This window comes from Pusillimonas sp. (assembly GCF_035515275.1).
Lineage (GTDB): Bacteria > Pseudomonadota > Gammaproteobacteria > Burkholderiales > Burkholderiaceae_B > Pusillimonas.
The window spans coordinates 1-26,889 of record NZ_DATJBQ010000064.1 but is presented as its reverse complement, the minus strand read 5'-3'; the positions used below and the strand labels follow the sequence as shown (position 1 = coordinate 26,889).

Below are 26,889 nucleotides of genomic sequence, written 5' to 3'. Positions count from 1 at the left end.
CCGACGTGGATCGCGCCGTGCGTTTTCTGGACGGCCATGCCAAAGAAGTGCTTGACGATATCGAGCAGCGCATGCTCAAGGCCTCGGAAGCATTGGATTTCGAACAGGCTGCGGTGTTGCGCGACCAGATGGGCGCGTTGGCGCGGGTGTTGCAACAGCAAACCATGGAGCAGGTAGGCGACGACGACGTCGACATTATCGCCGTGGCCACGGCGGGAGGGCGGGTCTGCGTCAATCTGGCGATGGTGCGCGGTGGGCGGCACCTGGGTGATCGGGCGTTTTTCCCCACCCATACCGACGGCGACGAGCCGGGTGACGTGCTGGCGGCGTTCGTGGCGCAGCACTATGTAGACAGTGACTTGCCCCCGCTATTGGTGTGCTCGCACGCTTTGCCAGATCCCGGTCTGATGCTGCTGTTGTCCGAGCAGGCCGGCGTGAAGGCGCGGGTACTGACCCGGCCGCAAGGGGTGCGTCGCACCTGGCTCGAGCAGGCGCGCAAGAATGCCGAGATGGCGCTGGCCCGCTTGTTGACCGAGTCCAGCGCGCGTTCGGCGCGAACCCTGGCCCTGGCCGAGGCGCTTGACCTGGATACTGATGAAGCCGCCCTGAATGCCATGCACATCGAGTGTTTCGATATAAGCCACACGGCGGGCGAAGCTACCCAGGGGTCGTGCGTGGTGTACAAGCATCACGATATGCAGCCTTCGCTTTATCGCCGATACAATATCGCCGGCATTACGCCTGGCGACGACTACGCCGCCATGCGTCAGGTGCTTACCCGTCGGTTCGGCCGTGTGGCCGACGGCCAGGCCGAGCTGCCCACCATCGTGCTGATCGATGGCGGCAAGGGGCAGGTCGAAGTGGCGCGCCAGGTGTTCGTGGAGTTTGGCCTGGATATCCATGTGATCGTAGGCGTGGCCAAGGGGGAAGGGCGCAAGGTGGGGCTTGAAACGCTGGTCTTTGCCGACGCGCGCAGCCCGGTTGTCCTGGGCGGCGAGTCGGCCGCGCTGATGCTGGTTGCGCAGATCCGCGACGAGGCACACCGTTTCGCCATTACAGGCATGCGGGCCCGGCGAGCCAAGGCGCGTAACGTTTCACGGCTTGAAGAAATCGAAGGGGTGGGTGCCAAGCGCCGGCAAAAACTGTTGGCCAGGTTCGGTGGATTTTCGGGTGTGGTGGCCGCCAGTGTCGACGACCTTCGTGCGGTCGATGGAATTTCCGACGAACTTGCAGAACGCATTTATCGAGCGCTACGCTGATGGGTTAGTATTATCACTATGCCTTTGAACTTTCCGATCGTACTGACGTGGCTGCGAATCGCCATGATCCCGCTGCTGGTGGCGCTGTTTTATGTGCCGCACGAATGGTTGCCCGCGACCACGCGCGACACGATCGCCGCACTGGCGTTCATTTTTGCGGCGCTTACCGACTGGCTCGACGGCTGGCTGGCGCGCCGATGGAACCAGACTTCGTCTTTCGGTGCGTTTCTTGATCCGGTGGCCGACAAGCTGATGGTATGCGCCGCGCTGCTGATCTTGCTCGACCTGAATCGCGTCGATGCCGTGATTGCACTGATCATCATCGGCAGGGAAATCACCATTTCGGCGCTGCGTGAATGGATGGCCAAGATCGGCGCCAGCGGCAGCGTGGCCGTACATTGGCTCGGCAAGCTCAAGACCGTGGCGCAGATGGTGGCCATACCCTGCCTGTTGTATTGGCAAGAGTTGTTCGGCGTGTCCAGCGTCTGGGTTGGTCGCGTGCTGATCGTGGTGGCGGCCGTGCTTACCATCTGGTCGATGTGCTATTACCTGCGCCGGGCCATGCCGCAGATTCGCGACCGTGCCGGACGCGACGCTTAAATTGGATTTCTAGGTTTATTCATGGTTGCAACCACTGTCGATCACGGGGCCGATACGCCGGCGATCAAACGCCGCGACTGGAAGATCATCAGTCTTATCGGTGCAGGGCATTCTTGTTCGCACTTTTTCCAGCTGGTCTTTCCCACCTTGTTTTTGCCGCTCGCCGCCGAGTTCGGCTACGACTTCGTGCGATTGGGCCTGCTGGCGTCGGTCTTTTTTGTGGTTTCGAGCCTGGGCCAGGCCTCGTCGGGGTTCGTGGTGGATCGAATCGGGCCGACACCGGTCTTGCGATTCGGCCTGGCCTGTTTTGTGCTCTCGGGCGTGCTTATCGGGTTGTCGAACAGTTACGCCATGCTGATGCTGGCGGCTGTTATAGGCGGGGCGGGCAACTCGGTTTTCCATCCGGTTGATTTTTCCATCATTAATCACCGTGTCAGTTCGCGTCGGCTGGGCCATGCGTTCAGTACCCATGGGTTTACCGGCAACCTGGGTTGGGCGCTGACGCCGGTTTTCATGACCACGCTTATTTATCTGGCTGATTGGCGGGTGGCCGCATTTGGCGCAGCCGCCTTGGTCGCAGCGGTGCTTTTTTTGATCTGGCTGGGCGGTGACCTGTTGGCCGGCAAAAATGAAGAGCGGCTTGCCGATAAGGCCGAGCCCGATGCAGCGCCCAGCCTGGCCGAGCAGTCGGTGGGTCGCACCTTGGCCACCTTGGCGGCTCAGCCTGCTTTGTGGGGGGCTTTCTTTTTCTTTGCCTGCACCTCTATTGCGCTGTCGGCCGTACAAAATTACACCATCCCCATGCTGGGTGATGTCTATGGCATTGACAAGGTCATGGCGGGCACGACCTTGTCGGCCTACATGCTGGCCTCGGCACTGGGCATGATTGCGGGCGGTTTTTTGGTCGGCGCAACGCCCAATACCGAGCGTACTGTGGCCTTGTCGTTAATTGCGGCCGGCGGGTTGCTGGTACTGCTGGCTTCGGGTGTCCTGATCTCGCCACTGGCGATGGTGGTTGTGGTGCTGGCCGGGTTCAGCGCAGGGGTGGCCACCCCGTCGCGCGACATGCTCATTCGTCGCATCACGCCCAAAGGGGCTACGGGCACCGTTTATGGGCTGGTCTATTCAGGTATGGACGTGGGTGCTTCGCTTGGGCCGGTGGGCTTTGGTCTGATGCTCGACGCAGGCTACATCCAGGGGCCCTGGATAGGCGCCGCAGTGGCATTTGTAGCGGCTTCGGCACTGGCCCTGATGGTGGCCAGGTCGGTTAACGCCCGCACAGCTGTCCAGACGGCAGCAGGTTGATCGTTCCAGTCTCCGTGCTTTCGGCAAGGCCGCTTACTGGCGTACGGTTCGGCTTTGCGAAACCTGGGCGGGGTGGCTGGCGCGCCAGGGGTTGATATCCAGGCCGCCGCGTCGGGTGTAGCGCGCATAAACCAATAACGACGCCGGCTCGCACAAACGGCTGATGTCGCAATACATGCGCTCCACACAATGCTCGTGGAATTCGTCATGGCTGCGCAGCGACACAATGTACTTCAACAGCGAGGCGTGGTCTATTTGCCGGCCTGTGTAGCAAATCTGGACACTGGCCCAATCGGGCTGGCCCGTTACAGGGCAGTTTGACTTCAGCAGATCAGAGACCAGGGTCTCTTCCACGACCGGGCCGTTTGCCACGCACTGCAGCAGATGGGGCGCAGGGGTGTAAGTGTCGATGTCAACATCCAATCCGTCGATATTCAAGCCGTCCAGGGCTTGCAGCGTCTGGCCGGGCGGCTGGCGATCCATCGGAGTGATCTCGACCTGCACCGTCGCGCCGCAGCCGTCTGACAAATCTTTTTGCATGCGCTGGAGTACTGTTTGCTCGTCGGCGAAGCGCTCGTTATTGAACGAATTCAAATAAAGCTTGAATGACTTGGACTCGATCAGCCTGGGGCTATGGTGAGGCACCACGAAGCGAGCCGTGGCAACGATAGGTTTTCCCTTGTTGTTCAGCCATGAAATCTCATAGGCATTCCATATGTCAGCACCTTGCCAACTGGGTACCGTGCCCAGCGTCTGGCGATTGGGTTCGCGTTCGATCGGAAACAGCAGTGTCGGATCGTAGGCGGAGGGGTAGGCGCTTTCTTTGCCCAGCGGTGCGTGAATAAGAGAGGAGGTCATGGCGGTAAGCGAGTCAATGCAATGGCTTGATTGTAGCGCCGGGCTCAGTTTTCATAATGTGAAAATGGTTTGCTGCGATATGAAAACTGACTGTTGCGGCGCAACGCAAGGGCTTTCACAAGGGAAAAAACTGTTTCATAATACGGAATAATATTCATAATCAATTGATTATATTGACTAATATTTTTAGTCTTATATAAGATATAAGTGTGTATTGCTTCGCACAACAAGCGTAGAATTTTTTCCAAGTTTGGTCGATTTTTTTCTACTCTCAGGGAGCAACATCATGTCTAAACGTGAACAGGAAGTGCGCAACTTACAAGCTCAGTGGGCCGAAAGCCCGCGTTGGCAGGGCGTAAAGCGCGGCTACGGGGCCGATGAAGTGGTTCGGCTGCGCGGGTCGCTGCAGGTTGAGCACACCTTGGCCAAGCGAGGCGCTGAAAAACTCTGGTCCTTGCTGCAGTCCGAAGACTACATCAACGCTCTGGGTGCCCTGACAGGCAACCAGGCCATGCAGCAAGTCAAGGCCGGGCTGAAGGCCATTTATCTGTCGGGTTGGCAGGTGGCGGGAGATGCCAATCTCGCCGGCGAAATGTACCCCGATCAGTCTTTGTACCCGGCCAACTCGGTGCCGCAGGTGGTTCGCCGCATCAATAACGCGCTGGGCCGCTGCGACCAGATTCAATGGATGGAAGGGGCCAACCCGGGCGACAAGGGGTATGTCGACTATTTCGCGCCCATTGTGGCCGACGCCGAAGCCGGATTCGGTGGCGTGCTTAATGCCTTCGAACTCATGAAAGCCATGATCGAAGCGGGCGCCGCGGGCGTGCACTTCGAAGACCAGCTTGCCTCGGTCAAGAAGTGCGGCCATATGGGCGGCAAGGTGCTGGTACCTACGCGCGAAGCGGTGGCCAAGCTCGTGTCGGCACGTCTGGCGGCCGACGTCATGGGTGTACCCACCGTGTTGCTGGCCCGCACCGACGCTGATGCTGCCGACCTGATCACCAGCGACGTCGACGCAAATGACCATCCCTTTATTACCGGCGAACGCACGCCCGAGGGCTTTTTTCGCACCCGGCCCGGCATCGAGCAGGCCATCTCGCGCGGACTGGCCTATGCGCCGTACGCCGACCTGCTCTGGTGTGAAACCTCCACGCCCGATCTGGGCTACGCCCGACGCTTTGCCGAAGCCATACACAAGCAGTTTCCCGGTAAGATGCTGTCCTACAATTGCTCGCCTTCGTTCAACTGGAAAAAGAACCTGGACGACGATACGGTGGCACGCTTCCAGCGCGAACTGGGCGCCATGGGTTACAAGTTTCAGTTCATCACGCTGGCGGGGTTCCATTCGCTCAACTACGGCATGTTCGAACTGGCCCACGGCTACGCGCGCCGCCAAATGAGCGCCTTTGTCGAACTGCAGCAAAAAGAATTTGCGGCAGCCGAGTTGGGCTTTACCGCGGTCAAGCACCAGCGCGAGGTGGGCACGGGCTATTTCGATGCCGTGACGCAAACCATCGAAGGCGGCCAGTCGTCCACCACGGCACTGACCGGCTCCACCGAAGAGGCTCAGTTCGACAGCCCGGCTGCAAAAGTGGCCTAAGCATAACCAGGCCTGGCGCCCAAGGGCAGCCCGAACAAGCCGACTCAAGCAGCGGTGTTCGCGCCAGATGGCGACGTGTTCCCGTACCGAACACGTCGCTGCTTGATCTAGATCAAGGCATTTTGTGCAGCGCAACGTTATAGTGCGTTACACCATGCGCGCCTTTTCCATTTTCTCCATACCTGAATCGCTACCGTCCGATCAGCGGCGACTGCGTCGGCATATGCTGGCGCGTCTGGGCTTGGCGTGGCTGGTCATGATGCAGGTCATGATGTTCGCGTTCCCAGGGTATTTGCGCAATACCCCCATGGGGGCCCAAGACCGAACCTTTCTCGATAGCGCCATTGTCTTCATGAACTGGGTCAGCCTGGCGCTTACCGTTCCCGTTGTCGCCTACTGCGCCTGGCCGGTCTGGCAAGGCGCCGCGCGCCGCATGCGGCAGGCCGGCATCAGCATGGATGTGCCCGTTGCCCTGGGCATTATCGCCGCCTTCATTCCCAGCACCTACGCCACCTATGCCCAGCACGGCGAGGTCTACTTCGATTCCGTCACCATGTTCGTGGCTTTTTTGCTCACTGCTCGTTACCTTGAGCTTTGCGCACGCCAGGCCGTGGGCAGCGGTCGCATGCACGAGCTAGTCGAACGACAACGTGCCTTTCTGTCGGCCAAGGCCGACCGCGTTGCCATCTGGTTCACGCTCATTCAGTTGGGGGTGTCGTTCGTGGCTGGCGCGATCTGGTTTTTTTATGTGCCCGAGCGCGCCGTCGGCATCATGGTTGCCATGCTGGTCATCAGTTGCCCCTGTGCAATGGCCATGGCTGTGCCCACGTCGGTCGCCGCGGCCCATGCCAGTCTCATGGCCCGGCCCCATATCACCGAACAAGAATTTTTTTACCTTAGTAAAGCTTGTCAACGCGTTTCGCGTCAAAGCCTGTTGGGCGCCATGCTGTGGCATGTGTTGATGATGCCGCTGGCTGCAATCGGCTGGGTTCAGCCGTGGGTGGCCGCCATTACCATGCTGCTTTCTTCGTTGGCCGTTGCGGCCAACGCCTGGCGCCTGTACAGGCAACAAACGGTCGCCACGTCTTCGGGCGCGGTGGCCGTCGCCGGTTAGCTGACATGGAGGCAATGTTCCTGCTCATTGCCATCTCGATCGTTTTCGTGGTGGCAATCGGTGTGGCGTTTTGGTGGGCGATATTCGCCGGCCAGTTCGACAACTCCGACTCTGCCGCCAGCTCTATCCTGAACGACGACGAAGCCAGCCCTGACCCCCAACAGGGGGTCGAGCCGGGCGAAACCGCCGGCGGTGTACAAGGTGAAACGAACCATGCTTCGTCGTCCACGGCGCACGAAGCATCTCAGGCAAAAATGCCGAGATAACTCTTATTTGTTTGTATTAGGGGAATTCCATGGGTACTTCGGGTACGATGGCCGGGCAACCGGAAACCTTCAATTATGGTGTGGTCCGGCAGTTTACGATCATGACCATATTCTGGGGGATCGTAGGTATGGGCGTGGGGGTGTTGATCGCCGCCCAACTTATTTGGCCTGAGCTCAACTTCAACACACCTTGGTTAAGCTACGGTCGCCTGCGTCCGGTGCATACCAACACCGTCATCTTTGCATTCGGCGGAACCGCCCTGTTTGCCACCTCGTACTACGTGGTGCAACGAACCTGTCAGGTGCGCCTGTTTTCAGATAAGCTGGCGTCATTCACCTTTTGGGGCTGGCAACTGGCCCTGGTGCTTGGTTTTATTACCCTGCCCATGGGCTATACCACCACCAAGGAATATGCCGAGTACGAATGGCCCATCGATATCCTGATCGCCGTGGTCTGGGTGTCGTACGCCGTGGTGTTCTTCGGAACCATCGTCAAGCGGCGTGTGCGTCATATCTACGTGGCCAACTGGTTCTTTGGTTCGTATATCGTCACCATCGCCGTGCTGCACATCTTCAACAACATGGAACTGCCCGTTACCATGTGGAAGTCGTACTCGGCGTACGCCGGTGTGCAAGATGCCATGGTGCAGTGGTGGTATGGCCATAATGCCGTGGGTTTCTTCCTGACCACCAGCTTTCTGGGCATGATGTACTATTTTGTGCCCAAGCAGGCCGACCGCCCGATTTATTCGTATCGCTTGTCCATTGTGCACTTCTGGGCGCTGGCCTTCACCTATATGTGGGCCGGCCCGCACCATTTGCACTACACCTCGCTACCCGACTGGACCCAAGCCCTTGGCATGGCGTTTTCGCTGATTCTGCTGGCGCCTTCGTGGGGCGGCATGATCAACGGCATCATGACGCTGTCGGGCGCCTGGTACAAGCTGCGCACCGATCCCATCCTCAAGTTCCTTGTTACCGCGCTGTCGTTCTACGGCATGGCCACGTTCGAGGGCTCGATGATGTCCATCCGTACCGTCAATGCGCTGTCGCATTACACCGACTGGACAGTCGGCCACGTGCACGTGGGCGCATTGGGCTGGGTTGCCATGATCACCTTCGGCTCGCTGTATTACATGATCCCGCGCCTCTACGGACGCACGTCCATGGCCAGCGTCAAGCAGATCGAACTGCACTTCTGGCTGGCTACCATCGGCGTCGTGCTGTACATAAGCTCGATGTGGGTGGCCGGCGTGATGCAGGGCCTGATGTGGCGCGCGACCGGCGCTGACGGCACGCTTACCTACAGCTTCGTCGAAGGTGTCAGCGCTACCTACCCCCTGTACGCCATTCGCTTGCTGGGTGGGCTGTTCTTCCTGAGCGGCATGTTCCTGATGGCCTGGAATACCTACCGCACCATCAAAGGCCAACCCAAGCCGAACCCCGTGGTTTACAAGTACAACCCGGACGCTATCGACCCCGCATTGGTGGGGCCCGCATTACCCCAGACGGCGCCCACCGCCGCTAAAGTGGTCGCTTAAAGGAAGTCTCGACATGGCAAGCAAAAAAAGGCGCTTCACTCACGAACTGCTCGAAACCAACGCGGGGCTGCTGATCTTTTTCAGCATTCTGGTCATTACCTTTGCCGGTCTGGCCCAGATCATTCCGTTGTTCTTCCAGCACTCCACCACCAAGCCCGTGGCGGGCGTAGAGCCCTACGAGGCATTACAGCTTGTGGGTCGCGACGTGTACATACGCGAAGGTTGTGTGGGCTGTCACTCGCAGCAGATCCGCATGTTGCAATCTGAAGTGCAGCGTTACGGCCCGTATTCGGTGGCAGGCGAGTTCGTCTATGACCGGCCCTTCTTGTGGGGCTCCAAACGCACCGGCCCCGATCTGGCCCGTGTCGGACAGCGCTATTCAGACGACTGGCATCGCATCCACCTGCGCAATCCGCGCGCCGTCGTGGCCGAGTCCAATATGCCCGCCTACCCGTGGTTGCAGCACGCCACCGTCGAAGGCAGTAACGTGCAAGAGCGTATGCGCGTGTTGCGTCATCTGGGCGTGCCTTATACCGACGAGCAGATCGAGGCTGCGCCCGAGGCACTGAAGGGCAAGACCGAAGAAGACGCCATGGTGGCGTATTTGCAGGGCCTGGGTGTCGCAGGGCGCGAAGCCGCCGCCAATATCATGGCGGGTGAACCCATGGCAGGAGAACCCTGATGGTTACCGGAATCATGACCGCAATTGCCTTGCTGACATTCATCGGCATCGTCTGGTGGGCGTTTTCACGCGGTCGGTCCAAAGCAAACCGCGATTCGGCGATGTTGCCATTTGCGCAGCCCGACGAGGTCGATCTGGACCAGCAACGCGAAGCCAAAGGCAACGGGGCGCCTGACGCGAAAGATAAGAAACAAGGGGAATCTCATGAGTGACTTTTTTAGCGGCTTCTGGAGTTACTACATTTCGGCCATTGCGCTGGGCGGTATCATTTTTTGCCTCTGGCTGCTGTTCTCGCAGCGGGCCTGGCTCAAAAAGGAAGTCAAGCAGGTTGATGAAACCGGCCATGTCTGGGACGGCGACCTGTCCGAGCTGAACAATCCGGTACCGCGCTGGTGGACCGTCTTTTATCTGCTCTTGTGTATTTTCGCGCTGGGCTACCTGGTGCTTTATCCGGGGCTGGGTACATTCCAGGGTGTGCTCAATTACTCCTCGGCCGAATCGGTGCGCCAGGCACAAAGTGCGCAAGCCGAACAGATCCGTCCGGTGTATGCGCGCTACGAGCCCATGACCATTCCTCAGATCGCCGGCGACGCCGAGGCGCAACAGATTGGTCAGCGCCTGTTCCTGAACAATTGCGCCCAGTGCCATGGTTCGGATGCACGCGGCGGCCCGAGCTTTCCCAACCTGACCGACGGCGACTGGCTGTATGGCGGCTCGCCCGAGCAAATCGAGCAAACCATTGCCAAGGGCCGTCATGGCATCATGCCGCCGTGGGCGGGCACCATCAAGCCTGCCGAAGCCTCTGACATTGCGCAGTACGTACGGTCGCTGTCGGGCCTGGCGGCTGATTCGCTACGGGTCGTGCCCGGCAAGCGCGGCTACGACACCTACTGCGTCGCCTGCCATGGCGCCGAGGGCAAGGGCAACACCGCCTTGGGTGCGCCCAACCTTACCGACAACGTGTGGCTTCACGGCAGCTCCGAAGCCTCGATCGTCGACATTATTCTCAATGGTCGTGAAAACCACATGCCCGCTCAGGAGCGCATCCTGACGCCGCAGCAGATCCGCATGCTCACCGCATGGGTCTGGGGGCTGTCCAACGAGGGTGAGTCCGTCGATTAAAGAGACCAACCATGAACACCGATAGCAGTAAACCTTCTTCCACAGGCGGCGCACCCGCCTGGCGACCGCAGTCTGTTTCAAGATCCGAAAAGGGCACCTCGCCCCAAGTCGAGCGGGCGCTGGCGGATGTGCGAAGCAAGGTTTACCCGCGCTCGGTCTCGGGTATTTTTGCGCGCTGGCGCATCATCATGGTGTTCGTCACCCAGATCATCTTCTATGGTCTGCCCTGGCTTCAATGGCAGGGCCGCCAAGCCGTTCTGTTTGATCTGGGGGCGCGTAAGTTTTATCTGTTCGGCATGGTGTTGTGGCCGCAAGACGTCGTGTACCTTGCCGTTTTACTGGTGCTTTCAGCCTTTGCGCTGTTTTTGTTCACCGCCATGGCGGGGCGCCTTTTTTGTGGCTATGCCTGTCCTCAAACGGTCTACACCGAGATCTTCATGTGGGTCGAGCGTAAGATCGAGGGCGATCGTCTGGCCCGCATCCGCCTCGACGAACAGCCCTGGAACGCCCGCAAGATCGGCCTGAAGGCGGTCAAGCATATTGTCTGGATACTGATCGCAGCCTGGACCGGCTTTACCTTTATCGGCTATTTCGCGCCCATTCGCGAGCTGGGCGCAGGCTTGATGGCATTTTCGCTTGGGCCATGGCAGTGGTTCTGGTTGGTGTTTTATTCTTTTGCCACCTGGGGCAATGCCGGCTTCATGCGCGAGGCCGTCTGTAAGTACATGTGCCCATACGCCCGCTTTCAAAGCGTCATGGTCGACGACGATACTTTCGTTGTCACCTACGACTACAAGCGCGGCGAGCCTCGCGGCGGGCGTTCGCGTCGCATTGATCACAAAGAAGCAGGCATGGGCGATTGCGTCGATTGCACCCTGTGCGTGCAGGTGTGCCCCACCGGTATTGATATTCGCGACGGCCTGCAGTACATGTGTATCGGTTGCGGCGCCTGCGTTGATGCCTGCGACGAGGTCATGGACAAAATGGATTACCCCAAGGGGCTGATCCGTTACACATCGGGCCGAGCCATTACCGACGGCCTGACCCAAAGCCAGGTGCGTCACAGGTTGCTGCGACCCCGGGTCATCGCATACAGCCTGTTGCTGCTGGTTATTGGCATAGGCCTTGTCGTGTCGATGGTTACGCGCGACACCTTGCGGGTTGATGTCATACGCGACCGCGGCGCATTGGGGCGCGAGGTGGCCGGAGGCCTGATCGAAAACGTGTATCGCCTGCAAGTCATCAATACCACCGAGTCTACGCTGGCGCTGCAATTGGGGGCGTCGGGCATCGACGGCATTGCCATCATGCCTGCCGACCATCCCGACAAAGCGCTTTTCGTCGAAGGGTCATCCAACCGGCTGGTGCCGGTCGTAGTTCAGATACCGGCGGCCAGTGCGGCGCCGGGGTTGTATGATATCGAGCTTCAGGTTGTGGCAACTTCTGACCGAGGTCGGGAAACGGTCGCTACCGAGGCGTCCAGCTTTATCGTTCCACGTTGAGCCGGCGCCCAGAGTCACGCATGCAACTAAGAACGACACGAGGCAAACATCATGACTAAAGCAACAAGCAGCAAACCCTGGTGGCGCGAGCCCTGGCCCTGGATTCTTATGGCCGGCCCCGCAGCGGCCATTGCAGGCTGTGCAGTAACCATTGCGTTGGCTGTACAGAATTTCGCCGATCAGCCCATTGTCGATGGCGGCAGCAAACATGGTCTGGTCATCGAGCGCAGCGCTTCGGCGGCTTCGGCCCCAGACGCCCGCACCGGAGAATCCTCATGAAACTGCGCTCATTGATGTGGATACTTTGGCCGTCTTTCCTGATCGGCGCGGCCACCAGCGCCACGGTTTTTGCATTGATCGACCCGCTTGATATTCCGGTATTTGGCACGATCGAACTCAGCCGTCAGCAGATGTATGCGGGCGGCTTTTTTCTTTTCTGGCTGATGGCGGCACTATCAAGCGCGCTAAGTCTGTACATGGCACCCCAGGCACCCGAGCCCGATACGCTTGATTCGTTCTGAGGCGAAGGCTAGCCGCAGTCCAGTCCCGACAGCTGTCGCAATGCCGGCAGGTCAAGCAGCTTGACCTCGCGCTGATGTATCCGGATCAGGTGTTCACGGGCAAAGCGCGAGAACAAGCGGCTGACGGTTTCAAGCGTCAGACCCAGGTAGTTGCCGATTTCTTCTCGGCTCATGCGCAGCACGAACTCGTTGGACGAATAGCCAAGGGTGGCCAGCCGTTGCGATAGGTCAAGTAAGAACGCTGCCAGGCGTTGTTCGGATCGCAGAACTCCCAACGCCACCACAAGCTGCTGCGAACGCTTGATTTCTTCGCTGCTCAGGCGCCGTAACTGATGCTGCACGGCAGGGACATGGGCGGCTACGCGGTCCATGTCTTCAATGCGGGCGACGCAAACCTCGGTATCTTCAAGCGCAATGGCGTTGGACAACTGGGTGGTATTAAGAAAACCATCGATGCCCACGACTTCGCCGGGCAGCAAAAAACCCGTAACCTGAATTTGACCAATGGCGTCTTCGAGTTGGGTCTTGATGGAGCCCGAGCGTATACCGTAAATGGCGACAGAACGGTCGCCCTGATGAAACAGTGCCCCGCCTTTTGGAATGCGAATACGTTCGCTAACGACTTCGTCGAATTTGGCGATGTCGTTACTGTTAACACCCAGTGGCAGGCATAGGCTGTTGAGCATGCAGGTCGAACAGCGAGTCGACTCGGGTGAGAGCGAAATTCTTTTGTGCATACGCATCCTGGTAGCCGCTGGCTGGATTATTATTTTTTTCAGCCTGATCCTGCATTGTACAAGTTTTGTCCACGAGGGCGGCCCGCTAGTGGGTGGCCCAATAGGTTTCCTGGGCATAGGTGGCGCGAAGCAGGTCGATCAGGGCTCGCACTCGGAGGGGCAGATGCTTGCGCTCGGGCAACATGGCAAAAATGCCGTTGGCTGGCGCGGCGTATTCGTCGAGGACGCTAACAAGCCTGCCCATGGCAAGGTCTTCGCGCACCTCCCAGAGCGACCTCCAGGCCAGTCCGTGCCCGTCAAGCGTCCAGCCATGCAGAACCGATCCATCGCTGCACGACATATTTCCTTTGACGCGCACGGGCCTGACCACGCCGTCGGTATGGCGCAGCAGCCAGCCCTTGGCCTGGTTGTTGCCCTGGTCGCCGAAGGCCAGGCAGTTGTGCTGTGCAAGGTCGTTGGGAATGCGTGGAACACCGTGCCGGGCAAGATAAGCGGGTGCGGCTACGATGACGCGTCGATTATCAGCCAGTCGCAAGCCTATGATGCTGGAATCGTCGAGCTCGCCGATACGGATGGCGCAGTCGTAACGCTCGTCGATCAGGTCGACCAAGCGGTCGCTGAGGTCAAGTGTGACAGTAACTTTTGGGTGCTCGCGAAGAAAGCCAGGCATCAGTGGTGCCACGTGACGGCGCCCAAACCCCGCGGGTGCGCTGATACGCAGGTGACCGCTGGGTTGTTCACTGCCTTGAGCGACACGATTCTCGGCGTCGTTCAGCTCGCGCAAAATACGCTGGGCTTCGTTGAACAGCAGCATGCCCTCGGCCGTAAGCGAGAGCCGACGTGTCGAGCGCACCATAAGCTTGATGCCCAGTCTGGCCTCCAGTGCGTTCATGCGGCGCGCCATCATGGCGGGCGCCACCCCCTCGGCCCGGGCGGCCGCAGAGAGGCTGCCCAGCGTGGCTACCGAGACAAAGCTTTCCAGTTGCCTGAACTTACCCATTCCTTTGGTCCTGCCGGATTGATGAGGGGATAAGCTTAACAGGCGGGTCAAGAGGGTAAAGCCGGACGCACGGCAATTTTGCACAGAAGCTTCGCCACCCAGTCCGAATCGGAGTGTAAAGTTAAAGTATGTGTGACGCGTGGGAGGGTTGGCCGGCGGCATCCGATCCTGTTTCACATCTTGAAATCTTGTTCAATGTCCGCATCTAGTCATCATCGTGGGGCCACCCCCCAAAACTTTTATGAGCTGAGCGATTATGCGATTCGACAAACTTACGACCAAATTTCAGCAGGCAATCGCCGATGCGCAAAGCCTGGCTGTCCGAAACGACAACCCTTATATCGAGCCAATACACGTACTGGCCGCCTTGCTTTCCGACAATGACAGCGGGGCCGGCAGCTTGCTGGCTCGCGCCGGCGTGGCAGTCAACCGGGTCATGTCCGACATCAACACCGCAATGGGGGCATTGCCTCAGGTGCAGGGGGCCGAAGGCAATATTCAGGTCAGCCGCGACCTGCAGGCGGTGCTGAGTCGTACCGACAAAGAGGCCTCGACCCGAGGCGACACTTACATTGCCAGCGAGTTGTTCCTGCTGGTGCTTGTCGACGACAAGGGCGAGGCCGGTCGCATCTTGCGCGACGCGGGCCTGCAGCGCAAGCCGCTCGAGGCGGCCATTGACGACATGCGCGGAGGTGAATCTGTTTCAGACGCCGAAGGCGAAGCCAACCGCGAGGCGCTGGCCAAGTACACGACCGACCTGACCGAGCTTGCCCGCCGGGGCAAACTCGACCCGGTCATTGGTCGCGACGACGAAATTCGTCGTTCCATCCAGATTTTGCAGCGCCGTACCAAGAACAACCCGGTGCTCATCGGTGAGCCGGGCGTCGGTAAGACAGCCATTGTCGAGGGCCTGGCTCAGCGAATTGTCAACAACGAGGTTCCCGAAACTCTGAAAGGGAAACGTGTGCTTTCGCTGGACCTGGCGGCGTTGCTGGCTGGCGCAAAATACCGGGGCGAGTTCGAAGAACGCCTCAAGGCCGTACTGAAAGAGCTGGCTCAAGATGAGGGCGGTATTATTGTCTTCATTGACGAGCTGCACACCATGGTCGGGGCGGGTAAGGCCGAGGGTGCCATGGACGCCGGAAATATGCTCAAGCCTGCCTTGGCACGGGGCGAGCTGCACTGCATCGGCGCAACCACGCTCGATGAATACCGAAAGTACATCGAAAAAGACGCTGCGCTTGAGCGTCGTTTTCAAAAGGTGCAGGTCAATGAGCCCGACGTGGAATCGACCATTGCCATCTTGCGCGGCCTGCAGGAACGCTACGAGCTTCATCATGGGGTCGCCATCACCGACCCGGCCATCGTGGCGGCGGCGGAACTGTCTCACCGCTACATTACCGACCGCTTCCTGCCCGACAAGGCCATCGACCTGATCGATGAGGCCGGGGCGCGCATCCGCATGGAAATCGACTCCAAGCCCGAGGTCATGGACAAGCTCGACCGCCGCATCATTCAACTCAAGATCGAGCGCGAGGCAGTCAAGAAAGACTCTGACGATGCTTCCTTGCGGCGTTTGCAGGCCATCGACGACGAGCTCGAGAAGCTGCAGCGCGAATACAACGACTACGAAGAAATCTGGAAAGCCGAGAAAGCGGCGGTTCAAGGTTCCCAGTCAATCAAGGAAGAGATCGAGCGCGTGCGCGCTGAAATGGCCGACTTGCAGCGCAAGGGGCAGTTCGACAAACTTGCCGAGCTTCAATACGGCAAGCTGCCCGAGCTCGAGAACCGTCTGGCTGCGGCGGAAGCCGGCAAGGACGAGCGCAAGACCGATGAACCGCGTCTGCTGCGTACCGAGGTCGGCGCCGAAGAAATTGCCGAGGTGGTGTCTCGCGCAACGGGTATTCCTGTTTCCAAGATGATGCAGGGTGAGCGCGAGAAGCTGTTGGGCATGGAAGAGTTCCTGCATAAGCGGGTGGTGGGGCAAGGCGAGGCGGTGACGCTGGTGTCCGATGCCATACGCCGGTCGCGGGCGGGTCTGTCAGATCCTACGCGCCCTTATGGCTCGTTCTTGTTCCTTGGGCCGACCGGGGTGGGTAAGACCGAACTGACCAAGGCTCTGGCCAACTTCTTATTCGACTCCGACGACCACATGATCCGCATCGACATGAGCGAATTCATGGAGAAGCATTCGGTGGCCCGCCTTATCGGTGCGCCTCCGGGTTATGTGGGCTACGAAGAGGGCGGCTACCTGACCGAAGCGGTACGCCGCAATCCGTACAGTGTGATTTTGCTGGACGAGATCGAAAAGGCTCACCCTGATGTCTTCAACATTTTGCTGCAGGTGCTCGATGACGGCCGCCTCACCGATGGCCAGGGACGCACGGTTGATTTCCGCAATACGGTCATAGTCATGACTTCCAACCTGGGTTCGCACCATATTCAAAGTATGGCGGGCCAGCCTTATGAGGTCATCAAGGAAGTCATCTGGGAAGAGCTGAAAACGTCGTTCCGGCCCGAGTTCTTGAACCGCATCGATGAGGTCGTGGTGTTCCATGGTCTGGAGGCCAAGCATATTGAATCCATCGCGCGCATTCAAATCCAGCGGCTGGCCGAACGCCTGGCGCAGCAAGACATGCGGCTCGAGGTATCGGATGCGGCCCTGGCGCAGTTGGCCCGCACTGGTTTTGACCCGGTATTCGGGGCGCGTCCTTTGAAGCGTGCCATTCAGCAGCACATCGAAAACCCGGTTGCCCGGTTGTTGCTTCAGGGCAGGTTCGGGCCCAATGATGTGGTGCCGGTGGATTGGCGCGACGACGAGTTCGTGTTTGAACGTACCTTGCAGTAATTGGAGCCCCCGATTTGGTCTGTGGCCAGATCGGGGTATTGCTCTGGCATTGCCCTGATGTAGTCGTCGGGATGCGGGGCAAGCCTTGGGCGCGCGTTGGCGCGAGATCCGGGCGCCCCGAGAAGGAAGCGCGCAGGCGCGGACGATCGGGGCAGGCGGGCCGAAGGCCGAGTGCCTCCGCGCGCCCAAGGCTTGCCCCGCAGCGCGGCGACGGATCAAGAATTCAACCAGCGCGGCGGTGGAACAAGAACTCAATTAATGGAAGCACAGCATGACGACGAGCTTGAGGCTCAGTCGTCCTTTCCATAAAACTTGATGCCAATCTCAATCGCCTCACGCCCCTGCGAACGCCGATGCCGATTCGTATCCCGCAGCGAATAAATACACCCGCAGTACTCCTGCTGATAAAACTCTTCCCGCTTGCTGATCTCGATCATGCGCGCAGAGCCGCCACCCTTGCGCCAGTTGTAAGTCCAGTAGACCAGATCTGGATAGCGGGCTGCGGCACGTTCTCCACAGCCGTTGATTTGATTCATGTCCTTCCAGCGCGAAATACCCAACGAACTGGTAATCGTGTCGAACCCATGTTCATGTGCATACAGCGCCGTGCGCTCGAATCGCATGTCGAAGCAGACCGTGCAGCGCTCGCCGCGCTCGGGCTCATCTTCAAGGCCCTTGACGCGCTCGAACCAGTTGTCGCGGTCGTAGTCGGCGTCGATAAACTCGATGCCGTGTTCTTCGGCAAAACGAATGTTTTCGTTTTTGCGGATTTCGTACTCGCGGTCGGGGTGGATGTTGGGGTTGTAGAAATAGATGGCGTAATCGATGCCCGAGGCCGTCATGGCCTCCATGACTTCGCCCGAGCACGGGGCACAGCATGAGTGCAGCAGCACCTTTTTGCGAGAATCGGGCAGTTCGAGAGTAGGGCGTTTGAAATCTGTCATGGCATTTTAAGCTTGCGCGAAAGTGGGCAAATGCCCACGCAACAAGGCTATTTTAGTCTGCTCGGGTCCTGAACCCAAACCCGGCGGTATAGGCGAGGGCCGCAACGGCCAATCCAAGCGGCACAAAAGACACCCACAAGACCACATACCAGTCGTATGCGGCCAACAGGCCGCCTGAGGCGAACGAGCCTATCGCCATCAAGCCGAATACGATGAAGTCGTTGAACGACTGCACGCGGTTTTTTTCTTCGGGTCGGTGGCATTCGAGCACCAGAGCCGAGGCGCCCACAAAGCCGAAGTTCCAGCCTACGCCCAGCAGGATCAGCGTGAGCCAGAAGTGTGCCAGTTCAAGCCCCATCAGACCCACGGCGGCGGAAAGACCGATAAGCAGTAACCCGGTTGCCACTACCCGATGAGCACCGAACCGGGTGATCAGGTGGCCGGTGACGAAGCTCGGGCCGTACATGGCGATGACATGCCATTGCAGGCCCAGGTTGGAGGCTTCTTGCGGGTGGCCGCAAAGCCGCATGGCCAGCGGGGCGGCGGTCATCAGAAAGTTCATGACCAGGTACGAGACCGCCGCGCAAATGACAGCGGTAATGAAGCGCGGCTGACGCGCAATGTCGGAAAGCGGCCGCGCCGTCGCCAGTTCGGCGGCGGTGGGCATGGGCAGGCGTACACCCATCAGTACCAAAGCCGTCAGGGCGGCCACCCCTGCCTGCACAAGGAACGTGACGGCAAACATGTACGGCGGCCAAAAATGCATGGTGTAGGTCACCAGCTGTGGCCCCACAATGCCTGCGGCCACGCCGCCCCCCATGACGAAAGAAAGCGCGCGTGCACGTCGGGCGGGTTCAACGCCGTCGGCAGCTGCAAACCGAAAGGACAGAACCACGGCGGCATAGGCACCGCCAAAAAAAGTGGCCAGGCAAAACAGCCAGAACGACGCCACGACGATGGCCAGTGCGCCGAGCAGGCCCGCCAGCAGGCCGCAACCTGTTCCCGCCAGGAATGCCGCACGCCTGCCATAGCGTCGGGCAATGACGCCTGCCGGCATGGTACAGGCGGCCATGCCGACAACGAAGATGGAAACGGGCAGGGTTGCCAGCGCTTTGTTGGGGGCCAGAGTATTGCCGACGATGGCGCCCGTTGCATAAATGACAACCGCATTTGCCCCGGCCAGGGCCTGGGCGATGGTCAGGCGCGCAATATTGCCGCGTTGAACGTTTCCAGCCAGGACGGGTGCCTGCGTTTGGGTCGCAGCGGCGTCAGTTTCTGCCACAGGAAGCCTCAGTCAAAGTATGTGGTCGGTGCGCGTCAGGCGCAGCCTACCGCATGGTCACGAATTCTTCGGCGGCGGTTGGGTGGATGGCCACGGTGTCGTCGAAGTGTTTTTTGGTGGCACCCATTTTCAGGGCCACGGCAAAGCCCTGCAGCATTTCGTCCATGCCGTAGCCGATGCCGTGGATGCCCACGATTTTTTCTTCGGAACCGACGCAGACGAGTTTCATGCGGGCGGGCTGGCGATGCTGGGTTACGGCCGTGTACATGGCGGTAAACGCAGACTGATACACCTTTACGGCGTCGTCGCCAAACTTGGCGCGTGCCTCGGGTTCACTAAGACCGACCGTGCCGATGGGCGGGTGGCTGAACACGACCGTGGGCACGTTTTCGTAGTCAAGATGCTCGTGCGGCTTATTGTTGAACAGGCGCTCGGACAAGCGCCGACCCGCAGCCACGGCGACGGGCGTGAGTTCGATCTGGCCGGTAATGTCGCCCACTGCGTAAATGCCCGGCACGTTGGTGTTCTGGTATTTATCCACTGTAATGTAGCCGCGCGGGTTTACTGCAACCCCTGTCGACTGCAGATTCAGGTGTGCTGTGTAGGGTACGCGCCCTACGGCCCAGATCAGGCAGTCGACCGTGTGGCTTTCGCCGTTTTCAAGTTGCAGCGTCAGGCTGCCGTCGGTGTTTTTTTGCACGGACTTGGGAACGGCGTGCGTGTGCAGAGTGGGTCCTTCGGCTTTCATGACTTCGACCAAGGTCGTGCTGATCAGTGGGTCGAACTGCCGCAGCGGTGCATGTTGGCGAACGAACAGATGGGTGTCTGAGCCTAACCCGTTAAGCACGCCGGCCAGTTCCACGGCAATGTAACCGGCGCCGATTACCGCAGTGCGCGGGGGCAAATCGGACAGTTCGAAGAAACCGTCTGAGTCGAGGCCGTGCTCGGCGCCCGGAATATTGGGGCGTGCGGGACGGCCACCGGTCGCAATAAGGATGTGGTCGGCGGTATAACGTCGACCGTTTACCTCGATGGTGCGAGCGTCAATGAAATGCGCCAGGCCACGGATGACGTCGACCTTGTTCTTGCCCAGCACCGTTTCGTACGAGGTGTGAATTCGTTGAATGTAGGCGCTGCGGTTCTTGACCAGCGTGGCCCAGTCGAATCGGTTAACCGTTGTATCAAAGCCGTAGTCGGGCCCATAGTTATGAATGGCTTCGGCGATCTGGGCGGCATGCCACATCACTTTCTTGGGCACGCAACCCACGTTGACGCAGGTGCCGCCAAGTTCGTCGGCTTCAATCAGGGCGCACTTTTGGCCGTACATGGCTGCGCGGTTGATCGAGGCGATGCCACCGCTGCCGCCACCAATGGCGATGTAATCGTAATGCTCTACCAAGGCGACCTCGTTATTCAGTTCAAGCCGGTGCTTCGTTTGACGGCGTCTTCGTGCAAAGACTCGTTCAGTTGATCGACAATAATCGCCCACGGCGCGTCGGCTGCAAGCTGTTCTTTGATGAATTGGGCCTGAGCCTTGTTCCAGTAGGGCGCATCGGCGATGTGAACATCGGTGGGCAGCTGGTGGTCTTTGATGAACTGCGCTATGGCCGCCTCATCGGCGTCTAGCCCAAGTTGAAGGAACAGGTTCGTCATGCGTGGGGTCGGGTTGATCATGCGGCCTCCAGAGATGTTCGGGCTCTTGATTGTAATGCCTTGGGCAGCAAGCGGCCCAAGGCAAACTGACAGGCCCCGCTGGGGGCTATGTTCCGATGGCGGTGTCCCACAACAATCTGACGCAAGCCCGCTCGGCGGCCAGCAGGTCAGGCGATACTCGGGCTTTTTCGGCGCCCTGCAGACGCAGCGCATGCTGCATCCTGCGATACACACGGTAGGCGTCGGCAGCTTCGGTGGCCAACTGCACCGGAATCAAGCCCTGCTGGCCCGCCAAGCCCAGCAGGGCGATGTTTCCGAGGTTGCCCACCAGTACCGGGTGACTCCTGGCATAGGCCAGCACCAGGTACTGGGTGACGAACTCGACATCGACCATGCCGCCACGGTCGTGCTTCAGGTCGAAGTCTTTGGAGTGATTGGGGTGGCCGGCGCTGATCTTGTCGCGCATGGCGCGCACCTCTTGCTTGAGCTGCTCCGGGTCACGTTCGGCCAGCAAGATCTGCTCACGTACCGCTTCGAAGCGCCGGCCTACTTCAGCGTCGCCCGCCGCGAAGCGCGCCCGGGTAATGGCCTGGTGCTCCCAGGGCCATGCGTGCTTCAATTGATACTGAGAAAACGCTTCCAGCGACACCGCCAGGACACCGGCGTCTCCGTCGGGGCGCAGGCGCAGGTCAATTTCATACAAGCGGCCCGATGAGGTCATGGTGGACAGCCAAGAGGCCATGCGACGGCCCAGTTTGGCATATAGCTCGGCGGCGTCGGGGCGCGGGTCATCGTACAAAAACACCAGGTCAAGGTCAGAGGCATAGCCCAGCTCTTTGCCGCCCAGCTTGCCGTAGGCGATGACGGCAAAACGGGGCGGCGCAACGCTGGACGGCGCACCTTTTGGCTGGATCAGGGGCCAGACGCGATATAGGGTTTCCTCGAGCATGAGGTCGGCGAGCGCCGAAAGCTGGTCTGCCAGTTGTTCGACGGTGAGTACGCCGGCCAGGTCCTGAGCCAGCAGCTGAAAGGTGATCTGGCGCTGTGTGTCGCGCATCAGATTCATTTGTTGTTCAACGTCCGGCCCGCCGTCGGGCAATACCGAGGCGTCGAGTTCGTCATGCAAGTGGCGGGCATGCGCGCTTAGATCCAGCGGCGACATCAACGAGCGCCATTCGATCAGGCTGTCGAGCAGCAGGGGGTATTGGCTAAGATACTGCGATGCCCAGGGGCTGGCCCCTACTATGCGCGACACTCGCGCCAGAATCTCGGGATACTCGGCCAGCAGGGCCAGGTAGGCGCTACGCTGGGCAATATGCTCGATCAGGTCCAGCAGGCGTATGGCGGTTTGCTCAGGGTCGGCAGACTGCGCTGCCGCGTCGATGATGGCCGGCAACAAGGCGTCCAATCGCTTGCGGCTGTTGGCCGGCAGACTGCGCATGCGATGGGTGTTCAGCAGGGTTTCAATACGCTGGTTCAGGTCGCCGGCATGTTGTCCAAGTTGCTCGTTTACGTAGTCATGCAGATTGCCGTCGGCGGCGGGCGTGGCGTCGGGGCTGTCGTCGTCGGTTTCGCCCAGGCCCGCCAGCCGGAAGGCATTGCGAAATGTTTGTTCGACAAAGCGGCGGTGCTCCGCCAGTTGGGTTTCGAATGCGTCGGGTTGCATGCCCATGGCCTGTGCCAGCTGTCGGCGCAGCGTCGGGTCGCTGGGCAACAAATGAGTTTGCTCGTCTTCGCGATATTGCAGCATGTGTTCGGTGCGGCGTAAAAAACAATACGCCGCCTGCAGCTTGTCGGCCAGACCCTCGGGAACGACGCCTGCCGTCTTTTGCCGATCCAGTGCCGCCTGCAGACCGCGCTTTTGCAGCGAAGGCATGCGCCCGCCGCGTATCAACTGGTTCAGTTGAACGACAAATTCGATCTCGCGTATGCCGCCGTCGCCCAGCTTGATGTTATGAACAGCATCGACCCCTGTGCGCGCCTGCGCACGTCGCTGCCAGTCTTCGCGTATGCGTTCGCGCAACTGGCGCAAGGCGGCCAGGGCATCGAAATCAAAGTACTTGCGGTACACAAACGGTATGCGCAAAGATTCAAGCTCGGCCAGTTGACTGCTTTGTTCGCTGCCTTCAAATGCAGTGCACGGAATGGGGCGTGCCTTCAGCCAGGCATAACGCTCCCATTCACGACCCTGTGCGACCAAATAGTGCTCGAGCGAATCCAGGCTCCATGCCAGGGGGCCTGAATCTCCGTCAGGGCGCAGGCGCAGGTCGGTACGAAACACCTGGCCATGCGCATCGGGTTCGGACAGCACCGGCATCATGCGCTGCACCAGCCGGCCATAGAACTCGTGATGGCTGAGCTTGCGCTTGCCGTTGGTCTCGCCTTCTTCACCATAGAGCATGATCAGATCGATGTCCGATGATACGTTCAGCTCTTTGCCACCCAGTTTGCCCATTCCGATCATAATCATTTCCTGGGGCTTGCCGGTGTTGGGGTCCATGGGGGTTCCGTGAACCTCGGCCAGGGCGGCAGCCACACTTTGATAGGCTTGTGCAATGGCCAGGTCGGCCAAGGCGCTGGTTGCGCCCACAACTTCAGACAAGGGGGCGATGCCGTTAATGTCTCGCACCATCAGGGTGTAGAACACGCGCTGGCGCAAAAGGCGCAATATTCGACGCGCATCGGTTGCGGGAAGGCCCGGGCCGGGCTCAGCACCTTCGAGCAGCTCGGTGAACCAGCCTTGTATGACGTCTGCATTTACTGCCTGGCGGCACGCCGATTCCAGCCAGACGGTGAACTCGATGTTCGAGTCGACTTTGCGGCGTAATGCGCCGGACCATTCCAGGGCGTTGGCAAGACAAGGGGATTGAGTCATGGCGGCGAGATTTGTCGCGACGATTGGGTGAATTTCAGGTATAAGGTCTGAAAGATACTGCATATCCCCCCGTACTGGCTACTTATCTGTGTTTCGAACTCCCGCTTTACTTCGCGTACTGGGCCGCACGGCGCTGATACTGTATTTTTTGGCCGCTGCGCTGTTTCTCGTCGTCAAGTACGGCATATTGCCCAATATCGACCATTGGCGCCCCCGCATTCAGGCCGAACTGTCTTCGACACTTAATACTCCCGTTACCCTCGGACGCATCGAGGCACGCTGGAACGGCCTGTATCCCCATATTCAACTCAACGACGTTGCCCTGTTCGACAGCCACGGCCGCCCGGCCTTGCAGTTGCCGCACATACGCGCCACACTGAGCTGGCAGGGCCTGCTTAGCGGCTTGCCGCGTTTTTCTTATATAGAGGCTACCGGGCTGCATATCAGCGCGCGGCGTGATGCCCGCCAGCGGATATGGATACTGGGCCAGGACATTGCCGATCAGGCCGAAGATGACGCTTCCGAAGTGGGTCTTGATCATCCTGCGATTCAATGGCTGGCACAACAGCCGCGTGTGGCGCTGCGCGATGCGCAGATCACCTGGCAGGACGACACCCGGGACGCCGGGCCGCTTCATCTGGAGTCGGTGGTGCTGGGCTTGAACTCCGCACCCGGCAAGCACCAGATGGTGCTTAGCGCCGCACCGCCGCAATTGCTCGGAAGACGGTTCGAGATGCGCGGCGAATTCAACCATGTCGACCAAAGTCTGGCGCGTGTCGATCCCCTGGGTTGGGAAGGCACCCTTTACATCGAGGTGGACGGCATGTCACCGGCGCAGTGGCAGCCCTGGGTGGATGTGCCGGTGCCGATGCATTCGGGCGAGGTTTCTGTCAACTGGTGGCTGACCTTCGCCAAGGCTCAGCCGCAACGCGTAGCGGTTCAGGTCAGGGTAGAGTCGGGCCATTGGCAGTTGGGATCCGACAGCAGCTTGCAGGTAGGCAAGGCTAACTTGTTCGTGGACGGATCCTGGTCCGGATATGCCGCTAACGTCCAGGCCGTTCAGGCACTTTTCATCGCAGAGCCGACGAATGATGAGCACGGCGCCGCCACGCCTGACCCTGTGTTCAGGCGCGACAATGCGGCCGAGGGCGAACCGGTGAAGATGCGCTTGGACGCCAGCGACCTGGTGCTGGACCTTCCGCAGGTTTTCAGTAATGTTCTGGCGTTTGAACGGGTGCGGATGCAGGGCGACTTGCGGCGCAACGCCGCCGATAAGCTGGTGGCCGGGTTTGACGACGTGCGTGTCATCAATCGGGACATGGACCTGCAGCTGGCAGGAACCTGGACCGAAGGCGGCGACGGTGCGGCCGGGCTGGCCGATTTGCGCGGTGTGTTTCATCGGGCCTTGCTTGATGGAATCGATGTTTACCTGCCCGAAAGCGTCAATCTGGATGCTCGTGAGTGGCTGATCAACGGCTTGCTTGATGGGCAGCTTGAGAATGCCCAGGCCATGATCCAGGGTGACCTCCAGCATTTTCCGTTTGGCGATGGTTCCGGACGTTTCCACATTGAGGGAGACTTCACTGGGGGCGTCATTGATTACGCACCCGGCGTCACACCGGAAACAAGCTGGCCCGCCTTGAGGCAGGTAAACGGCCGCGCCTCGCTCGACAGGGTCGAGCTGCGGCTGGTGGCCGACGAGGCGGTGGTGAACCCGGCCGAAGGCCACGTCATTCAGCTTCGAAACGTCGTTGCCCAAATACCCAATATAGAGCGCGACTCGGTGCTGGCCATTCAGGGTGAGACCCATGCGTCCGCTCCCGCTTATCTGGCACTGGCCCGATACTCTCCGTTGCGCAGTCTGCTCGATGGGTTTCTGGATCCGGCCCAGGCAGACGGTGAGTGGCACGTGCCGTTGCGTCTGACGATTCCCCTACTTAACGTCGATGACACACGTGTGAACGGCTCGGTATTATTCCAGGGGGGCAAGGTTGCTTTGGACCCTGTGGCTCCGCCATTCGAGCAGGTACGCGGCAGGCTCGATTTTTCCGAAACTGGTCTTAGTGCTGCCGAGGGGCTGGAGGCCCGTTTCCTGGATGGTCCTGCCGTTTTTTCCGGCGGTATCGGCGGCGATCGCAAAGGCTTGACGCTGAGCGGCAGCATTGGCGCCCCGGCACTGAAGCAGTACGTAGGCATGAAAGGCATGGAGCGCCTCAAGGGTGCCTTGGCCTACCAGGCTCAAATCGTACGCCGCGCGTCGGGGCGGTATGCCCTGACGGCGCAAAGCGACCTCAAGGGCATGGCCGTTGATTTGCCCGCGCCCGTCGGCAAATCAGCGAATGCGGGCGTCAAGCTCGATGTTCAGTGGCAGCCGGCGAACACGGCATCGGACATGCACCTGAACGTCGCCCTGGGAACGCAGGTGAAAGCACGGTTTGTGCGGCGCGAAGGCCGGGCGCAAGGGCCTTATTTTCATGTCGGTTTCATTGGTACGGCCGCGCCCGACAAGCTGCCTTCGACCGGGTTATTGGTAGACGTGCGTTATCCGCAGATTGATGTGGATGAATGGGACGCGATAATCGACGAGTTTTCCACTCCGCTTCCGGGTCAGGGTTCTTCGGGCCGGGCGCTTTTCCCGCCGTTGCAGCGTATGCGCCTTCAGGCAGACCACATTACCTTGTACGGCCTGAAACTCGAGACTGCGACTCTGACAGCGCATCGCGAGCAGGCCTTGCGCTGGCGCATGGACGTTACGTCAGCCCAGACTGCCGGTACCTTGTACTGGCATCAGGCCGAGGGTTCGTCGTTGGGGCGGGTAGATGCGCAGTTCGATCGTTTGGCGCTGGGTGCCGAACCCGAGAAAGAGGCGGCCAAGAAAGACGCCGGCCAGGCGCTGCTGGATTCCGTTGAGGAAGACGGCTCATGGGATTCCGAGGTGGATATTCCCGCCATCGACCTCAAGGTGGACAAGCTCAGCCTCTACGGAAGACAGGTGGGTCGCTTGACGGTGGAAGGGGTCAACGAGCAAGAGGGGAAGTTCTGGCGTCTGAACAAATTGAGCCTGACCAGCCCCTCGGCCCAATTGAAGGGCGTTGGTATCTGGCGTCTGGCCGGTCCGCAGCGTGGGCTCACGGTGGATGCCAACGTCAATTTCAGCGATGCCGGTGCATTTTTGAA

Annotated in this window: 23 protein-coding genes; 15 read left to right on the top strand and 8 right to left on the bottom strand. The window is 59.7% G+C overall.

Annotated elements, in window-relative coordinates; genetic code table 11:
• The 3 genes from uvrC to VL003_RS04790 form a co-directional block, all read left to right on the top strand.
• Positions 1-1,259 (top strand): excinuclease ABC subunit UvrC (uvrC, locus tag VL003_RS04800; RefSeq protein ID WP_325440101.1); only part of this gene is annotated, 1,259 nt, incomplete at its 5' end.
• An 18-nt stretch (positions 1,260-1,277) separates the two neighbouring features.
• A complete protein-coding gene (pgsA, locus tag VL003_RS04795; RefSeq protein WP_325440099.1) occupies positions 1,278-1,859 on the top strand; it encodes a CDP-diacylglycerol--glycerol-3-phosphate 3-phosphatidyltransferase in 582 nt (193 codons plus the stop codon).
• A gap of 21 nt (positions 1,860-1,880) precedes the next feature.
• Positions 1,881-3,164: an MFS transporter gene (locus tag VL003_RS04790; protein WP_325440097.1), complete on the top strand. Its 1,284-nt coding sequence runs from the start codon at positions 1,881-1,883 to the stop codon at positions 3,162-3,164.
• A 33-nt stretch (positions 3,165-3,197) separates the two neighbouring features.
• Here VL003_RS04790 and queF read toward each other — a convergent pair whose 3' ends face one another.
• The gene (queF, locus tag VL003_RS04785) at positions 3,198-4,022 is read right to left on the bottom strand and encodes an NADPH-dependent 7-cyano-7-deazaguanine reductase QueF (RefSeq protein WP_325440095.1); all 825 of its coding nucleotides are present in this window, start codon (positions 4,020-4,022) and stop codon (positions 3,198-3,200) included.
• Between the two features lie 286 nt (positions 4,023-4,308).
• Between queF and aceA the strand changes: the two genes are divergently transcribed.
• The 10 genes from aceA to VL003_RS04735 all read left to right on the top strand — a co-directional run bounded on the left by aceA (position 4,309) and on the right by VL003_RS04735 (position 12,373).
• Positions 4,309-5,625: an isocitrate lyase gene (gene aceA / locus VL003_RS04780; protein ID WP_325440093.1), complete on the top strand. Its 1,317-nt coding sequence runs from the start codon at positions 4,309-4,311 to the stop codon at positions 5,623-5,625.
• A gap of 154 nt (positions 5,626-5,779) precedes the next feature.
• Complete coding sequence (locus VL003_RS04775) at positions 5,780-6,739, top strand: P-type ATPase actuator domain-containing protein (RefSeq protein ID WP_325440103.1); 960 nt, start codon at positions 5,780-5,782, stop codon at positions 6,737-6,739.
• A 14-nt stretch (positions 6,740-6,753) separates the two neighbouring features.
• The gene (ccoS, locus tag VL003_RS04770; protein ID WP_325440091.1) at positions 6,754-7,005 is read left to right on the top strand and encodes a cbb3-type cytochrome oxidase assembly protein CcoS; all 252 of its coding nucleotides are present in this window, start codon (positions 6,754-6,756) and stop codon (positions 7,003-7,005) included.
• 29 nt (positions 7,006-7,034) lie between these two features.
• Positions 7,035-8,546: a cytochrome-c oxidase, cbb3-type subunit I gene (gene ccoN / locus VL003_RS04765; protein WP_325440089.1), complete on the top strand. Its 1,512-nt coding sequence runs from the start codon at positions 7,035-7,037 to the stop codon at positions 8,544-8,546.
• Positions 8,547-8,559: 13 nt separating this feature from the next.
• Positions 8,560-9,228: a cytochrome-c oxidase, cbb3-type subunit II gene (ccoO, locus tag VL003_RS04760; protein WP_325440087.1), complete on the top strand. Its 669-nt coding sequence runs from the start codon at positions 8,560-8,562 to the stop codon at positions 9,226-9,228.
• The gene (locus VL003_RS13445; protein WP_414708245.1) at positions 9,228-9,440 is read left to right on the top strand and encodes a cbb3-type cytochrome oxidase subunit 3; all 213 of its coding nucleotides are present in this window, start codon (positions 9,228-9,230) and stop codon (positions 9,438-9,440) included. The genes ccoO and VL003_RS13445 overlap by 1 nt, the downstream gene beginning before the upstream one ends.
• Positions 9,433-10,350 carry a cytochrome-c oxidase, cbb3-type subunit III gene (ccoP, locus tag VL003_RS04750; protein ID WP_325440085.1) on the top strand — a complete coding sequence of 306 codons (918 nt, stop codon included), beginning with the start codon at positions 9,433-9,435 and terminating at the stop codon, positions 10,348-10,350. Before VL003_RS13445 ends, ccoP begins: the two co-directional genes overlap by 8 nt.
• Before the next feature lie 11 nt (positions 10,351-10,361).
• Positions 10,362-11,852 (top strand): cytochrome c oxidase accessory protein CcoG, encoded by a 1,491-nt coding sequence (ccoG, locus tag VL003_RS04745; protein ID WP_325440083.1) that lies wholly within the window; start codon positions 10,362-10,364, stop codon positions 11,850-11,852.
• Positions 11,853-11,903: 51 nt separating this feature from the next.
• Positions 11,904-12,131, top strand: a complete 228-nt coding sequence (locus VL003_RS04740; RefSeq protein WP_325440081.1) for a FixH family protein — start codon at positions 11,904-11,906, stop codon at positions 12,129-12,131.
• Positions 12,128-12,373, top strand: a complete 246-nt coding sequence (locus VL003_RS04735; RefSeq protein WP_325440079.1) for a hypothetical protein — start codon at positions 12,128-12,130, stop codon at positions 12,371-12,373. The genes VL003_RS04740 and VL003_RS04735 overlap by 4 nt, the downstream gene beginning before the upstream one ends.
• 8 nt (positions 12,374-12,381) lie before the next feature.
• Here VL003_RS04735 and VL003_RS04730 read toward each other — a convergent pair whose 3' ends face one another.
• Positions 12,382-13,110: a helix-turn-helix domain-containing protein gene (locus VL003_RS04730; protein WP_325440077.1), complete on the bottom strand. Its 729-nt coding sequence runs from the start codon at positions 13,108-13,110 to the stop codon at positions 12,382-12,384.
• Positions 13,111-13,195: 85 nt separating this feature from the next.
• Positions 13,196-14,110, bottom strand: a complete 915-nt coding sequence (locus VL003_RS04725) for a LysR family transcriptional regulator (RefSeq protein WP_325440075.1) — start codon at positions 14,108-14,110, stop codon at positions 13,196-13,198.
• A 256-nt stretch (positions 14,111-14,366) separates the two neighbouring features.
• Between VL003_RS04725 and clpB the strand changes: the two genes are divergently transcribed.
• The gene (gene clpB, locus VL003_RS04720) at positions 14,367-16,958 is read left to right on the top strand and encodes an ATP-dependent chaperone ClpB (RefSeq protein ID WP_325440073.1); all 2,592 of its coding nucleotides are present in this window, start codon (positions 14,367-14,369) and stop codon (positions 16,956-16,958) included.
• A gap of 290 nt (positions 16,959-17,248) precedes the next feature.
• Here the strand turns inward: clpB and VL003_RS04715 are convergent, their stop codons facing one another.
• The 5 genes from VL003_RS04715 to glnE all read right to left on the bottom strand — a co-directional run bounded on the left by VL003_RS04715 (position 17,249) and on the right by glnE (position 23,712).
• Positions 17,249-17,902, bottom strand: a complete 654-nt coding sequence (locus tag VL003_RS04715) for an epoxyqueuosine reductase QueH (RefSeq protein ID WP_325440072.1) — start codon at positions 17,900-17,902, stop codon at positions 17,249-17,251.
• A 52-nt stretch (positions 17,903-17,954) separates the two neighbouring features.
• On the bottom strand, positions 17,955-19,184 hold the full coding sequence (locus VL003_RS04710) for an MFS transporter (RefSeq protein ID WP_325440071.1): 1,230 nt from the start codon (positions 19,182-19,184) through the stop codon (positions 17,955-17,957).
• 46 nt (positions 19,185-19,230) lie between these two features.
• Positions 19,231-20,583 carry a glutathione-disulfide reductase gene (gorA, locus tag VL003_RS04705; RefSeq protein ID WP_325440069.1) on the bottom strand — a complete coding sequence of 451 codons (1,353 nt, stop codon included), beginning with the start codon at positions 20,581-20,583 and terminating at the stop codon, positions 19,231-19,233.
• A 14-nt stretch (positions 20,584-20,597) separates the two neighbouring features.
• A complete protein-coding gene (locus tag VL003_RS04700; protein ID WP_325440067.1) occupies positions 20,598-20,858 on the bottom strand; it encodes a DUF2789 domain-containing protein in 261 nt (86 codons plus the stop codon).
• An 85-nt stretch (positions 20,859-20,943) separates the two neighbouring features.
• The gene (gene glnE / locus VL003_RS04695) at positions 20,944-23,712 is read right to left on the bottom strand and encodes a bifunctional [glutamate--ammonia ligase]-adenylyl-L-tyrosine phosphorylase/[glutamate--ammonia-ligase] adenylyltransferase (protein ID WP_325440065.1); all 2,769 of its coding nucleotides are present in this window, start codon (positions 23,710-23,712) and stop codon (positions 20,944-20,946) included.
• Positions 23,713-23,800: 88 nt separating this feature from the next.
• On the opposite strand from glnE, the gene VL003_RS04690 reads away from it, so the two are divergent.
• The coding region (locus tag VL003_RS04690; protein WP_325440063.1) for a YhdP family phospholipid transporter at positions 23,801-26,889 on the top strand (3,089 nt) is incomplete at its 3' end.